The following is a 13,765-nucleotide window of genomic DNA, read 5'->3' as shown; positions in this document are numbered from 1 at the left end:
CGTCTTTTACGTAGGGGAAGTCTGTCACAGCACGAGGCGCGCGCCTATCCGGCCTCACGCGCTCGTGAGCAGTGGATCAAAGGGCTGTCGGCAGGTATGCGCTCAACCACGCCCGCACGTCATCGAGACGCGTCCGCGCCACGGGAACACGGGTGCCGCAACCCAGCCGCAAGACGAAACGCCCGCCATCGCGTTCCAGGCGGTCCGCCGCGTGGCGGGCGACCCACCAGGACCGATGCGGCTGCAGACCGTCCTCGGCCCGCGTCTGTGCAACGATATCGGACAACCTTGCACGATGCGTGAGCGGGCCGCTGTCGGTGACCACGTTCACGCGGTGTTCCTGCGCCTCGATATAATGCACGGCGTCCAGCGGCACCTGTTCCGCGCCGATCAGCAGGGCCCGGCCGGGTTCGGGAACCGATGCGGCCGGTTCTTCGGCCAAGGGCCGCACATAGCGCAGGAACAGCGTCTCGAACACCTGCGCCGTCAGGAAGAACAGCAGCAAGCGCTCCGGGATTTCGGGCGGCCGGCTGCCGTTGCTGAGATAAACGATGACATACTCGCAAAACACGATGGTCGGAAACAACGACAGGAAACTGAGCAGGGGCAGGGGCACCGGGAATGATCGAAAACGCAATTGCACCCATGCCGTCAACAGCAGCAAGGCGACGATACCGGCAAGAAACAGGAACAGTGCGAGACACCAGATCGCGATCAACTGTGCCGTGCTGATATGCCCGATCAGACGCGGCGGGTCGGTTGTCGCAAGACCGACCAACACCAGGAAAAGATACCCCTTGCCCGGCCGGCTGGTGAGAAGGGCAAGAAACTCCGTGACGGAAAAGTCGACGGGCTTGCCCAGCAAGTCCAGCACCAGCGGCCGGTATGTCAGAGCTGTCTGCATCGCGTGCGCTGCCCTTCCCTGTGCCACGACCCTTCGCCGTTAAACGGTATCGCACGGCGGACCGCAATCAAGGAGCGACCGTCGATATTGCGGACCCGCACCATGCGGCGGCCGATCGTACCGAGACCGCCGCGTGCCCGGGCGCATCGGCGAAGGCCGTGCATCCTTTCTGTGTGGCACGGCATTCGGGGCTCGGGCGAACGGGACCCCGGCTGCAGGAAAAGCCCATCACGATGCACCGCATCCGTCCGGCCGGCCTATGGCGATTCCCTGCGCTGTCGGGTGTTTCCGGTGGTCGTGACCGGCGTGCCACGGTTTTGCGACATGGCGCCGAAAAATGCCGGGGGCGGACGGGGGAAAGCGCTTGACGGGGCAGGGAGCCGGCCATACAAGGCCTCTCACGCCGGCGGCCAAGCCCCGGATGGCAGTGAGCGGTTGTAGCTCAGTTGGTTAGAGTACCGGCCTGTCACGCCGGGGGTCGCGGGTTCGAGCCCCGTCAACCGCGCCACCACTGCCACCGACGGGACGGGTCCGACGCGACAACGCGGTTGTAGCTCAGTTGGTTAGAGTACCGGCCTGTCACGCCGGGGGTCGCGGGTTCGAGCCCCGTCAACCGCGCCATTTTCCCTGACATCACGCACGAAAAAGCCGCCCCTCGGGCGGCATGTCACGTTCGGGTCATGTTCTGAACCGGCACCCGCCGGCCCTGCCGGTATTGCGCCGTCCTGGCGTTCGGCCGGTCAGCGGCCCCAGGACCGGACCGGGCCGCAATCCATGTGCACGAAGTTCGACGACGAATAGCGCCCGACGCCGCCCGCCCGGCACGAGGCCGCTGCGCGCGCGATCTGGCTGACGGAACGCGAACTGAGCCGCAGATCCGCCGCCTCGCCCCGCAGGTGACGCGAGTTCTTGGCGACACCGCTGGAGCGCGACCGCAGCATCGCGTTGGTCTGCGGGCTGCGATAGCCCGAGATCAGCAGATAGGGTTCCGAGCTGTCCAGAAGGTTGTGCGCGGCCGTCATGATGTCGATGGTCCGCGTGTCGATCGACTTGACGCTGTCGTTGCGCCAGTCGCGCATGAAATAGTTCACTTCCTTGACCGCGTCGGCAATGTATTGCCCTTCGATCCAGTAGATCATGTCGAGATGTTCGCCGGTGCGTGCCGAATACATCCGGATGCGCCGGATATCGCCACCGCCGCGCAGGAAACCCGCCGCGTTCGAATAGGTGGGGGCCGCTGTCACCAAGGTTGCGGCGAATGCACCAAGAAGGCCGCGCCGCGTGAGGCTGCTGGAGGAATCCGTCATGAAAGAACTGCCTGTCCCGTAGTCCCGATTTACCTGTCGCGCCCGCATCGTTGTGCAGGCCTGCCATCTCCCCAGATGCAGGGGTTCTATGGCACGAATCGGTTACTGCCGAAAGAACGAACTGGCCGATCTACCCCCAAGCAAGGGTTTTGGGCGAGAATTCGCTCAAATCGCGCTTTCTTTCGCCGGTGCTGCAAAGCGGTCACAGAAATGCGTCTTTCGACCCGGCCAGCGGGCTTGGAAAAACTCTGGAGCGTTTGTGAATGGACAGCGCCAACCCCATGTTCGACAAAGGACTTGTCGAACAGTTCACGATAACGGGTATGTTCATGTCGATTGCGACGTCGTTCATTTCGAAAATGCGTGCCGGGATTTCGGGGCTTGCCGTGGCCGCGCTGCTGGCAGGCGCTGCGCCGGCGATGGAATCCGATCTGGCTGCGCTCAAGCTCACGGCCTACAAGCAGGCGCTGGCCGAAGGTCTTGCCGCCGAAGACGTCGCGATCGCGGAGTTCTACCGAAGCCGCGATTTCGCGCCGATCTGGACCGGCGCCAGCGATGCCGACCGGGCACGGCGCGCGGCTCTGCTCGATGCCTTTTCGATGGCCGGCGATCACGGACTCCCGGAACGCCGGTTCGATGCCGATGCCGTGATGCGCGATCTGGCGGCCGCGCGCACCGGACGCGACCGTGGCGCGCTCGAGATCCGGCTTTCGAAGCTCTACATCGACTTCGCCAACGCGCTGCAATCGGGCCTGATCGATCCGCGCGGCAAGGTCGAGGGCGTCAAGCGCAGCCCGCCGCGGCGCGATGCGTCGCAACTGCTGGCCCGGCTGGTGCAGGACGACCCGCAGGCGGCATTCCGCGGCCTGGCGCCGACCAGCCCCGAATACACCCGCCTCGTACGCGTCAAGCTCATGCTGGAGCGCACCCTGGCGCAGGGTGGTTGGGGTCCGACCGTGCCCGGAACCAAGATCGAGCCCGGCGAAACCGGGCCTGCGGTCGTGGCATTGCGCAATCGCCTGATGGCGATGGGATATCTGGGAACATCGCTCAGCGCCGATTACGACGATGCGCTGCGCAACGCGGTGATGGCGTTCCAGGCCTCGCATGGACTGGAACAGGACGGGGTCGCGGGCGGTGCCACGCTGGCTGCGATCAACGTCGAGCCGGAGGCGCGCCTCAAGTCGATCATCGTCGCGATGGAACGCGAACGGTGGCTGAACCTGCCCGACGGTCTGGGCCAGCGGCATATCCGCGTCAATCTCACCGATTTCCACGCCGAGATCATCGATGATGGCAAGCTGACCTTCCAGACGCGGTCGGTCGTCGGTCACGCCGATGTCGATCGCCGCACGCCCGAGTTTTCCGACCAGATGGAATTCATGGTCATCAATCCGTCGTGGTACGTACCGCGATCGATCGTGGTGAAGGAATACCTGCCGCTGCTGCGCCGCAATCCCAACGCGGTCGGGCACCTGCAGATCCTGGGCCGCAACGGGCCCGTCAGCCGGGCCCGCGGCTTTTCACAATATACCGCGGCGTCCTTTCCCTATGGCATGCGCCAGCCGCCGGGGCCGAAAAACGCCCTCGGGACGGTCAAGTTCATGTTCCCCAACCAGTACAACATCTACCTGCACGACACGCCGTCCAAGCATCTCTTCGCCCGCGAGGTTCGAACCTACAGCCACGGCTGCGTGCGCCTGAGCGATCCGCACGATTTCGCCTATGCGCTGCTGGCGAAACAGAGCGACGATCCGCAGGGGCTGTTCCAGTCGATCCTGCGCACCGGCAGCGAACGCCGGGTGAATCTGGACCAGCCGGTGCCGGTGCACCTGATCTACCGCACCGCGTTCACCCGGGCGAAGGGCCCCGTGCAGTTCCGTGACGACGTCTATGGCCGCGATGCGCTGGTCTGGGCGTTGCTGGAACGCGAAGGGGTGGCGCTGCGCCGGTCCGGAGGCTAAATCGCTCGCGGGAAGAAAGCCGCGAGGGAAGATCATGTCCTACACGATTGCCGAGATCGCGGCAGCACTTGGCCTGAGAGCCGAGGGCGAAACCGACATCGCCGTTTCCTGCCTGGCCGAGCCGGCGGATTGCCCCGCCGACGGGCTCGCCCTGGCGATGAAGCCGGAATATGCACAGCAGATCGGGCAGGGCGCCGCCCGCGCTGCGATGCTGTGGGACGGCGCGGATTGGCGGAGCCTCGGCTTGCGCGCCGCGATCCTCGCGGTCCGGCCGCGCTATGCGATGGCGGGTCTTTCGGCGATGATGGATGCAGGCCAGGGCTATGCGGCCGGCATCCATCCAAGCGCGGTGATCGACCCCTCGGCGCAACTGGGCGACGGCGTTTCGGTCGGTCCGCTGGCGGTGATCGGGGCGCAGGCGCGGATCGGTTCGGGCAGCGTGATCGGTCCGCATTGCCAGATCGGATGGCAGGCCGAGATCGGGTCGGGCGCGCTGCTGCATGCGGGTGTGCGGATCGGCGCGCGGGTGCGCATCGGCGCCCGGTTCATCGCGCAGCCCGGCGCGGTGGTGGGTGCGGACGGGTTTTCCTTTGTCACCCCGGAACCGTCCGGCGTCGAAAAGGCCCGCGCCTCGCTGGGCGGCGAAGGCACCGAGGCGCCGCAGGCCTGGGCGCGCATCCATTCGCTGGGCGGCGTGCGGATCGGCGACGATGTCGAGCTGGGCGTCAATTCGTGCATCGATCGCGGCACCGTGCGCGACACCGAGGTGGGCGACGGCTGCAAGTTCGACAACCTCGTGCAGATCGGACACAACGTGCGCATCGGCCGCGATTGCCTGATCTGCGCTCAGGTCGGCGTGGCGGGGTCGACCGTGATCGGTGACAACGTCGTGCTGGGCGGACAATCGGGCGTGTCCGACAACCTGGTGATCGGCGACCGGGTGATCCTGGGCGGCGCGACGGTGGTGCTGTCCAACGTGCCGGCGGGGCGGGTGATGCTGGGCTATCCGGCGATGAAGATGGATGCCCATATCGAAAGCTACAAGGCGCTCCGGCGGCTGCCACGGCTCTTCCGTGACGTCGCATTCCTCAAGAAAGCGGTTTCCAATCCGGGGTCGAATGACTAAATCTCCGCCCGAATGCGAAACAGGAGCGGGCCGGTCCCATGGATGTCCAAAGCAAGGTGATCGAAATCCTGGCCGAGCAGGCGCTGCTTGAGCCTTCGGACGTGACCCCGGACAGCACGCCGGAAGAGCTCGGCATCGACAGCCTCGGCCTCGTCGAGTCGATCTTCGCCATCGAAGAGGCGTTCGACATCTCGATTCCCTTCAACGCGAACGAGCCGCAGAATTCGGATTTCGACATCTCGTCGGTGGCAAAGATCATCGCCGGCATCGAACGATTGATCGCCGAGAAGGCCGCGTGACGCGCGTCGTCATCACGGGTGCCGGCACGATCAACGCCCTGGGCCATGACGTGGCCAAGACGCTCGAAGCGATGCGCGAAGGCCGCTGCGGTATCGGTCCGCTCGAGATGCGCGACGTCGACCGCCTGTCGATCCGCATCGGTGGCCAGGTGCGCGACTACGAGGCCGAAAGCGTTTTCAACCGCCAGCAACTGGCCCTCTACGACCGGTTCACCCAGTTCACCCTGCTGGCCGCACGCGAGGCGGTGGCGCAGGCGGGGCTCAGTTTCGCCGGCGAACTGGCCAACCGGTCCGGCGTGGTGCTGGGCACCTCGGGCGGCGGGCTGACCACGCAGGATGAAAATTACCGAGCGGTCTATGAAGAGGGCAAGAACCGGGTGCATCCGTTCATCGTGCCCAAGCTGATGAACAACGCCGCCGCCAGCCATGTCAGCATGGAATTCAACCTCAAGGGGCCCAGTTTCACCGTCGCCACCGCCTGCGCCAGTTCGAACCACGCCATGGGGCAGGCCTTTCAGATGATCCGCTCGGGGCTGTGCACCGCGATGATCACCGGCGGGTCGGAATCGATGCTGTGCTTCGGCGGGATCAAGGCCTGGGAAGGTCTGCGGGTGATGTCCAAGGACGCCTGCCGCCCGTTCAGCGCGACCCGCAACGGCATGGTGCAGGGCGAAGGTGCGGGGGTCTTCGTTTTCGAATCCTACGACCACGCCAGGGCCCGCGGCGCGGAAATTCTTGCCGAGATCCTGGGATTCGCCATGACTTCGGACGCCGCCGATATCGTGATGCCCAGCAAGCAGGGCGCCGCGCGGGCGATCTCGGGCGCGCTCAAGGACGGCGCCATCGCCAGGGAACGCGTCGGCTACATCAACGCCCACGGCACCGGCACGGCGGCCAACGACAAGACGGAATGCGCCGCGGTCGCGGATGTGTTCGGCACCCATGCCGACAAGCTGATGATCTCGTCGACCAAGTCGATGCATGGCCACCTGATCGGCGGCACCGGCGCGGTCGAGCTGCTGGCCTGCATCATGGCGCTGCGCGAGGGAGTGATCGCGCCCACCATCGGTTACGAGGAACCCGACCCGGAATGCGCGCTCGACGTGGTGCCGAACGAGGCCCGCGAAGCCGAGGTCGATGTCGTCCTGTCCAATGCGTTTGCCTTCGGCGGCCTGAACGCCGTTCTGGCCCTGGGCCGGGTCTGATCCAAAGGCGCGCCTGCGGCGCACAGGATATCTCGGCTGTGCCTCGCCGCCCGTGTCGGCGCGCCGCATCGTCCGACCGCCCGAGACTGTGAGTTGCGGCGGGAGCCTCCGGCGGAAGTTTATCTGGCAAGATGAAGATGCAGGGGTTCCCGGCCATATCCGGCGCGCGCGCCGCTTTGGCCCTTCATCTTGCCCGTAAACTCCGGGGAGTGTGAGGGGCTGGCCCCTCACGTCGAGACGGTCCCCAAAGCGTTTCCAGGAAGATCAGCGCCCCCGCCAGATCCAGCCGCCGCCGAAGATGCGGCTGCTGGCCGGGTCGTAGAAGACGCAGGCCTGGCCCGGGCTGACGCCTTCTTCGGGGCTCAGCAGTTCGATCTCGGCCTCGGTCGGCGACAGCGGTCGGATGATCGCCTCGCGCGGCGGGCGGGTCGAGCGGACCTTGACGGATAGCGGCCATTCGGTGCGGCTGTCGAAGGGCGCATCGCCCAGCCAGTTGATTTCGCGCACCGGGATGGTGCGGGTGGCGAGCATGTCCTTGGGGCCGACCACGACGCGTCGGCTGTCGACATCGAGGCGGACGACATAAAGCGGCTCGTCCAGCCCGCCGATACCCAGGCCGCGGCGCTGGCCGATCGTGTAATGGATCACACCCCGATGGGTGCCCAGCACCCGGCCATCGGCATGCACGATCTCGCCCGGTTCGGCCGACCCGGGGCGCAGCTTCTCGATCACCGCGGCGTAGTTGCCGTCGGGAACGAAACAGATGTCCTGGCTGTCGGGCTTGTCGGCCACCGCGAGCCCGTATTTCGCCGCAAGGTCTCGGGTTGCCGCCTTGCTGGCCAGGTGACCCAGCGGGAAGCGCAGGAAATCCAGCTGCTCCGGCGTGGTCGAGAACAGGAAATAGCTCTGGTCCCGGGCGGCATCGGCGGCGCAATGCAGTTCGGCGCCGTGCTTGCCCATCTTTCGCTGGATGTAATGCCCTGTGGCCATGCAATCGGCCTCCAGGTCGCGGGCTGTTTCCAGCAGATCCTTGAACTTGACCCGTTCGTTGCAGCGGATGCAGGGCACCGGCGTGGCGCCGCCCAGGTAGCTGTCTGCGAATTCCTCGATCACCGCGTCGCGAAAGATGTTCTCGTAATCCAGAACGTAATGCGGGAACCCCATGTCCTCGGCCACGCGGCGCGCGTCGTGGATGTCGATACCGGCACAGCAGGCGCCCTTCTTGGCCAGCGCCGCGCCGTGATCGTAGAGCTGCAGCGTGACGCCCACGACGTCATAGCCTTCGTCCTTGAGCATTGCGGCCACGACCGAGCTGTCGACGCCGCCGGACATGGCGACGACGACCCGCGTATCCGCAGGCGCCTTGGGCAGCCCAAGCGAGTTCAGCCTGGCATCGAGCATCGGGGTCTCCTTCAGGAACCGCCGCAATATAGGAAAATCCGAAACACTCTCAAGGGGCGGTTTTATCCACCGTTAAGCGCGCCCGGGTTTCATGGCGACGGTACAAGTGAGGGTGACGGCTATGTATCTGAGGAAAATCGACGGCCCGCGCGCCGTGACCTTGCCAGACGGTCAGGTCATGACCCGCGCCGACCTTCCCCCGGTCGACACGACGCGATGGGTGGCGTCGCGCAAGGCGGCAGTCGTCCGCGCGGTGCGCCACGGCCTGTTGTCGGCGGCCCAGGCGCAGGATCGCTACGGGTTGAGCGAAGAAGAACTGGAATTGTGGATGAACGCGGTCGAGCGTCATGGAGAAACCGCGCTCAAGACGACACTGATTCAGCGCTTTCGGCAACCTTAGGTTGCGCCGGTCGCACGCTTATCTATGGTAATGGGGCGTTAACTAATTTCGGACAGTTTGCGCAGGACGAGTTTTGAAACAAGTGGAGTGTCCCGCGATGCGTGTCCTTCTGGTGGAAGACGACCCGACAACCTCCAAGAGCATCGAACTGATGCTGAACCATGCCAATCTGAATGTCTACGCCACCGACATGGGCGAAGAAGGCATCGATCTCGCCAAGTTGTATGATTACGACCTGATCCTGCTCGATCTCAACCTTCCCGACATGAACGGACACGACGTGCTGCGCCAATTGCGCCTGGCGCGGGTCGAAACGCCGATCCTGATCCTGTCGGGCGCCGACGATACCGAGAACAAGATCAAGGGTTTCGGGTTCGGCGCCGATGATTACCTGACCAAGCCGTTTCACCGCGATGAACTGGTCGCCCGCATCCACGCGATCATCCGCCGGTCCAAGGGGCATTCGCAATCGGTGATCCAGACCGGCAAGGTCTCGGTCAACCTCGATGCCAAGACGGTCGAAGTCGACGGCAAGCCGGTGCATCTGACCGGCAAGGAATACCAGATGCTCGAATTGCTGTCGCTGCGCAAGGGCACGACCCTGACCAAGGAGATGTTCCTCAACCATCTCTACGGTGGCATGGACGAACCGGAACTCAAGATCATCGACGTCTTCATCTGCAAGTTGCGCAAGAAGCTCAGCGAAGCGACCGGCGACAGCAATTACATCGAAACCGTTTGGGGGCGCGGATACGTCCTGCGCGATCCCGCGCCCAAAGCCACCTCCGACGCCGCCATGGCCGCCAGCGCCTGACCGCTCTGGACCAAGGCGCGCCGCCCCCCTATCACTGGACGCGGAACCGGTGAAGCGGGGGGGCGCGCGTGGCGGAAAAATCGGTCGCATCGCTGGACAAGGCCGAGGCAAGGGCCGAACTGGCGCGTCTCACTCAACTGTTGGACCGGGCCAACACCGCGTATCACGCCGAGGATGCGCCGGAAATTTCCGATGCCGAATACGACCGGCTGAAACGCCGCAACGCCGAGATCGAGGCGCGGTTTCCCGATCTCAAACGGCCCGACAGCCCCAGCGACAAGGTCGGCGCCGCGCCTTCCGAAGGGTTTGCCAAGGTGCGGCACGCGGTGCGGATGCTGTCGCTGTCCAACGCCTTCGACGATGTCGATGTGGCCGATTTCGTCGAGGGAATCCGCCGCTATCTCGGACTGCCTGACGACGCGGCGCTGGACTTTACCGCCGAACCCAAGATCGACGGTCTGTCGCTGTCGCTGCGTTATGAAAACGGCCAATTGGTCAGCGCGGCGACACGGGGGGATGGCGAGGTCGGGGAAAACGTCACCGCCAATGCCCGCACGATCGCCGATATTCCTGAAACGATCGACGGTGCGCCGGACCTGCTCGAGGTGCGCGGCGAGGTCTACATGAGCCATGCCGACTTTGCGGATTTGAACGCGCGCCAGTCGCGGCAAGGCGGCAAGACCTTCGCCAACCCCCGAAACGCCGCCGCCGGATCGCTGCGCCAACTGGATCCCGCGATCACGAAGTCCCGGCCGCTGCGCTTTTTCGCCTATGCCTGGGGGGCGCTTTCCGCGCCTTTGGCCGCAACCCAGCACGAGGCCATAGCCCGGCTTGCGGCCTTCGGGTTTCCGACCAATCCGCTGACCGAGTTGTGCCGCGGTCTGGATGCCTTGCTTGCCCATTACCGCGCGATCGAGGCGCAGCGCGCGACCCTGGGCTATGACATCGACGGGGTGGTCTACAAGGTCGACGACCTTGCCCTGCAGGACCGGCTCGGGTTCCGCTCGACCACGCCCCGCTGGGCCATCGCGCACAAGTTTCCGGCCGAACTGGCCTGGACCCGGCTCGATGCCATCGACATTCAGGTCGGCCGAACCGGGGCGCTTTCGCCGGTGGCGCGCCTGTCGCCGGTGACCGTCGGCGGCGTCGTGGTTTCGAATGCGACGTTGCACAACGAGGACTACATCGCCGGGCGCGATTCGAACGGAAACCCGATCCGCGACGGCAAGGACATCCGCGTCGGCGACTGGGTGCAGGTCTACCGCGCCGGCGACGTGATCCCCAAGGTGGCCGATGTCGACCTGTCCAAACGGCCGTCGGACGCGCAGCCCTTTGTCTTTCCGCAAACCTGCCCGGAATGCGGTTCGGACGCGATCCGCGAACCGGGCGATGCGGTGCGCCGCTGCAGTGGCGGTATGATCTGCCCGGCACAAGCCGTTGAAAAGCTGAAACATCTCGTATCCCGCGCGGCCTTCGACATCGAGGGGCTGGGCGCCAAGCAGGTCGAACAATTCCACCGCGACGGCTGGATCCGCGAACCCGCCGACATCTTCACCCTGCAGGACCGCTATGGCAGCGGAATGCAACAGCTGAAGAACCGCGAGGGCTGGGGCGAGAAAAGCGCCGCCAACCTCTTCGCCGCCATAGACGAGCGCCGCCGCATCCCGCTGGCCCGGCTGATCTTTGCCCTTGGCATCCGGCATGTCGGGGAACAGGTCTCGACCCTTCTGGCGCGCCATTACGGCAGTTGGGCGGCGTTCGAACAGGCCATGGTCGCGGCCGCGCCGATGTCGGGTGAGGCCTGGGACGACCTGATGGCGATCGACGGCGTCGGTGCGGTGCTCGCGCAATCGCTGGTCTCGGCCATGAACCAGACGGCCGAACGTGCCTCGATCGACCGGTTGGTGGCCCATCTGGACGTGCAGGATGCCGAACGGCCGGCCTCGGAAAGCCCGGTCGCGGGCAAGACCGTCGTCTTCACCGGCACGTTGGAAAAGATGACCCGCGCCGAGGCCAAGGCGCGTGCCGAAGCCCTGGGCGCCAAGGTGTCGGGCTCGGTCTCGGCCAAGACCGATATCGTGGTGGCCGGGCCGGGCGCGGGCAGCAAGGAAAAGAAAGCCCGCGAACTGGGGGTCACCTTGATGGACGAAGAGGCCTGGTTGGCCCTGATCGGCGGATGAGCGGACGGCCCGAAGCGCTCTGGCCGCTGTTTTCGGCCCTGACCGGGCTGGACGGGATCGGCCCCAAGACCGCGCAGGCGCTCGAGGCGCTGCACGTCACGGCGCCGCGCGATCTGCTGATGACACTGCCGCATTCCGGAATCGCCCGGCAAAAGCGGCCCAGCGTCCGCGGCGCGGTCTTGCCCGACACGCTGACCGTCGAAGTCGTGATCGGCCAGCATCGCCCACCGCGCAAACGCGGCGCGCCTTACCGGATCGAGGTCGACGATGCCGAAACCCGGTTCCAGCTGGTCTATTTCCACGCCCGCGACGACTATCTCGCGCGGCTTCTGCCGACCGGTCAGCGCCGCGTCGTGTCTGGCCGGGTGGAACTGTTCGACGGTGTGCCGCAGATGGTGCATCCCGACCACGTCCTGCCGCCCGACGAGGCCGGCACGCTGCCGGCCTTCGAACCGGTCTATCCGCTGACTTCGGGTGTCACGCAAAAGCTGATGGCGCGGGCCGTCGCCGATGCGCTGACGCGGCTGCCGGACCTGCCGGAGTGGATCGATCCGGCCCTGAAGGCGCAGGAAGACTGGCCCGGATTCGGCGATGCGCTGCGTGCCGCCCATGCGCCGCAATCCGCCGCCGATCTCGCGCCCAATGCGCCCGCGCGGCGGCGGCTGGCCTATGACGAATTCTTTGCCCACCAGATCACCCTGGCGCTTGCGCGCGCCGACCGCCGTCGCGGCAAGGGGCGCGAAACCCGCGGCGACGGGGCATTGCGGCGCAGGGTGCTCGACGCCTTGCCCTATGCGCTGACAGGCGCGCAGGCCCGCGCGGTCGACGAAATCGCGGCCGACATGAAGGCGCCCGAGCGGATGAACCGGCTGTTGCAGGGCGATGTAGGCGCCGGCAAGACGCTGGTGGCGTTCCTGGCGCTGCTGATCGCGGTCGAGGCGGGCGGGCAGGGAGTGATGATGGCGCCGACCGAAATCCTTGCCCGCCAGCATCTGGAGGGGCTTCGGCCGCTGGCCGAGCAGGCGGGCGTGGTGCTGGAACTGCTCACGGGCCGCGACAAGGGATCCGAACGCAAGGCCAAGCTGGCGGCCCTGGCGCGCGGCGACATCCAGGTTCTTGTCGGCACGCACGCGGTGTTCCAGGCCGATGTCGACTTTGCCGATCTGCGCCTGGCCATCGTCGACGAACAGCACCGGTTCGGGGTGCGGCAACGGCTGGAACTGGCCAAGAAGGGATATCGCGCGGACGTCCTGGTGATGACGGCGACGCCGATCCCGCGGTCGCTGGCACTGGCCAGCTATGGCGACATGGACGTGTCGGTGCTGGACGAAAAACCGCCCGGCAGGCAGCCGATCAAGACCGCGCTCGTGTCGTCGGCGCGGCTGGATGAGGTTCTGGATCACCTGCGCAAGGCCGTGGCGGACGGCCGTCAGGCCTATTGGGTTTGTCCGCTGGTCGAGGAAAGCGAGGCCGTCGACCTGACGGCGGCCGAGGACCGGTTCAAACACCTGCGCGCGGCCTTGGGCGAGGGGGTCGTCGGCCTTGTTCACGGGCAGATGCCGGGCGACGAAAAGGACGCCGCGATGGCGCGCTTCGTGGCCGGCGAAACGGCGGTTCTGGTCGCCACGACCGTGATCGAAGTGGGCGTCAACGTGCCCAACGCCACGATCATGGTGATCGAGCGCGCGGAAAGCTTCGGCCTTGCGCAACTGCACCAGTTGCGCGGCCGGGTCGGCCGGGGCGAAGGCGCGTCGACCTGCCTGCTGATGTATCAACCGCCGCTTTCGGAAACCGGTGAAAAGCGACTGACCATCCTGCGCGAGACCGAGGACGGGTTTCGCATCGCCGAGGCCGATCTGGAAATGCGCGGGGCAGGTGATCTGATCGGCACCGCGCAATCCGGCGTTCCACGGTTCCGCATCGCCGATCTCGAGCATCAGGCAGCACTCATGGCGATTGCGCAAAGCGATGCGCGGCTGCTGTTGTCCGAGGATTCGGCGCTAAGATCGCCACGCGGTCAGGCGGCGCGGTTGCTGCTGTGGCTGATGCGCCAGGACGAGGCGATCCGGCTGATTTCCGTGGGTTGACCCGCTTTGTTCCGCTTTGTTCTCAAAAAGTTCTTTACATGTCGTTAATCATGTGAGAACAAAGAGGCAACAGATAGC

General features: G+C 65.7%; 11 protein-coding genes and 2 tRNA genes. 10 read left to right on the top strand and 3 right to left on the bottom strand.

Going from position 1 to position 13,765, the window contains the following annotated elements; all coding sequences use genetic code 11:
* Positions 1–76 precede the first annotated feature (76 nt).
* Positions 77–904 carry a LytTR family DNA-binding domain-containing protein gene (locus tag KUH32_RS15290; protein ID WP_217779465.1) on the bottom strand — a complete coding sequence of 276 codons (828 nt, stop codon included), beginning with the start codon at positions 902–904 and terminating at the stop codon, positions 77–79.
* 431 nt (positions 905–1,335) lie between these two features.
* Here KUH32_RS15290 and KUH32_RS15285 point away from each other — a divergent pair.
* Positions 1,336–1,412 (top strand) — tRNA-Asp (locus KUH32_RS15285).
* A 36-nt stretch (positions 1,413–1,448) separates the two neighbouring features.
* Positions 1,449–1,525: transfer RNA gene (locus KUH32_RS15280), tRNA-Asp, on the top strand.
* Positions 1,526–1,644: 119 nt separating this feature from the next.
* On the opposite strand, the gene mepK is transcribed toward KUH32_RS15280, so the two are convergent.
* Complete coding sequence (gene mepK / locus KUH32_RS15275) at positions 1,645–2,211, bottom strand: peptidoglycan L,D-endopeptidase MepK (protein WP_217779464.1); 567 nt, start codon at positions 2,209–2,211, stop codon at positions 1,645–1,647.
* A 323-nt stretch (positions 2,212–2,534) separates the two neighbouring features.
* On the opposite strand from mepK, the gene KUH32_RS15270 reads away from it, so the two are divergent.
* From KUH32_RS15270 to KUH32_RS15255, 4 genes are read left to right on the top strand one after another with little or no spacing between them, the layout of a single operon-like run.
* Positions 2,535–4,175, top strand: coding sequence for a L,D-transpeptidase family protein (locus KUH32_RS15270; protein WP_217779463.1), 1,641 nt, complete (start codon positions 2,535–2,537; stop codon positions 4,173–4,175).
* Positions 4,176–4,209: 34 nt separating this feature from the next.
* Entirely contained in the window at positions 4,210–5,301 is a 1,092-nt protein-coding gene (gene lpxD, locus KUH32_RS15265) for a UDP-3-O-(3-hydroxymyristoyl)glucosamine N-acyltransferase (protein WP_217779462.1), read from the top strand.
* 38 nt (positions 5,302–5,339) lie between these two features.
* Positions 5,340–5,600, top strand: coding sequence for an acyl carrier protein (locus tag KUH32_RS15260; RefSeq protein ID WP_217779461.1), 261 nt, complete (start codon positions 5,340–5,342; stop codon positions 5,598–5,600).
* Positions 5,597–6,805, top strand: a complete 1,209-nt coding sequence (locus KUH32_RS15255) for a beta-ketoacyl-[acyl-carrier-protein] synthase family protein (RefSeq protein ID WP_217779460.1) — start codon at positions 5,597–5,599, stop codon at positions 6,803–6,805. The genes KUH32_RS15260 and KUH32_RS15255 overlap by 4 nt, the downstream gene beginning before the upstream one ends.
* A gap of 264 nt (positions 6,806–7,069) precedes the next feature.
* Here the strand turns inward: KUH32_RS15255 and mnmA are convergent, their stop codons facing one another.
* Entirely contained in the window at positions 7,070–8,206 is a 1,137-nt protein-coding gene (gene mnmA / locus KUH32_RS15250) for a tRNA 2-thiouridine(34) synthase MnmA (RefSeq protein WP_217779459.1), read from the bottom strand.
* 121 nt (positions 8,207–8,327) lie between these two features.
* Here mnmA and sciP point away from each other — a divergent pair, with 121 nt between their 5' ends.
* The 4 genes from sciP to recG all read left to right on the top strand — a co-directional run bounded on the left by sciP (position 8,328) and on the right by recG (position 13,687).
* A complete protein-coding gene (sciP, locus tag KUH32_RS15245) occupies positions 8,328–8,606 on the top strand; it encodes a CtrA inhibitor SciP (protein ID WP_217779458.1) in 279 nt (92 codons plus the stop codon).
* Between the two features lie 97 nt (positions 8,607–8,703).
* Positions 8,704–9,420 carry a response regulator transcription factor CtrA gene (gene ctrA / locus KUH32_RS15240; protein ID WP_217779457.1) on the top strand — a complete coding sequence of 239 codons (717 nt, stop codon included), beginning with the start codon at positions 8,704–8,706 and terminating at the stop codon, positions 9,418–9,420.
* A 68-nt stretch (positions 9,421–9,488) separates the two neighbouring features.
* On the top strand, positions 9,489–11,600 hold the full coding sequence (gene ligA, locus KUH32_RS15235) for an NAD-dependent DNA ligase LigA (protein WP_217779456.1): 2,112 nt from the start codon (positions 9,489–9,491) through the stop codon (positions 11,598–11,600).
* Positions 11,597–13,687 (top strand): ATP-dependent DNA helicase RecG, encoded by a 2,091-nt coding sequence (gene recG / locus KUH32_RS15230; RefSeq protein ID WP_217779455.1) that lies wholly within the window; start codon positions 11,597–11,599, stop codon positions 13,685–13,687. The genes ligA and recG overlap by 4 nt, the downstream gene beginning before the upstream one ends.
* Positions 13,688–13,765: the final 78 nt, after the last annotated feature.

It is taken from the genome of Thalassococcus arenae (genome assembly GCF_019104745.1).
GTDB lineage: Bacteria > Pseudomonadota > Alphaproteobacteria > Rhodobacterales > Rhodobacteraceae > Thalassococcus_B > Thalassococcus_B arenae.
Note: the sequence above shows the minus strand (reverse complement) of the source record. Positions and strands in the feature narration are given on the sequence as shown.

Coding starts and splice junctions, on each gene's coding strand:
- KUH32_RS15290 (WP_217779465.1), bottom strand. CDS start 904: ATGCAGACAGCTCTGACATACCGGCCGCTGGTGCTGGACTTGCTGGGC.
- mepK (WP_217779464.1), bottom strand. CDS start 2,211: ATGACGGATTCCTCCAGCAGCCTCACGCGGCGCGGCCTTCTTGGTGCA.
- KUH32_RS15270 (WP_217779463.1), top strand. CDS start 2,535: ATGTTCATGTCGATTGCGACGTCGTTCATTTCGAAAATGCGTGCCGGG.
- lpxD (WP_217779462.1), top strand. CDS start 4,210: ATGTCCTACACGATTGCCGAGATCGCGGCAGCACTTGGCCTGAGAGCC.
- KUH32_RS15260 (WP_217779461.1), top strand. CDS start 5,340: ATGGATGTCCAAAGCAAGGTGATCGAAATCCTGGCCGAGCAGGCGCTG.
- mnmA (WP_217779459.1), bottom strand. CDS start 8,206: ATGCTCGATGCCAGGCTGAACTCGCTTGGGCTGCCCAAGGCGCCTGCG.
- sciP (WP_217779458.1), top strand. CDS start 8,328: ATGTATCTGAGGAAAATCGACGGCCCGCGCGCCGTGACCTTGCCAGAC.
- ctrA (WP_217779457.1), top strand. CDS start 8,704: ATGCGTGTCCTTCTGGTGGAAGACGACCCGACAACCTCCAAGAGCATC.
- recG (WP_217779455.1), top strand. CDS start 11,597: ATGAGCGGACGGCCCGAAGCGCTCTGGCCGCTGTTTTCGGCCCTGACC.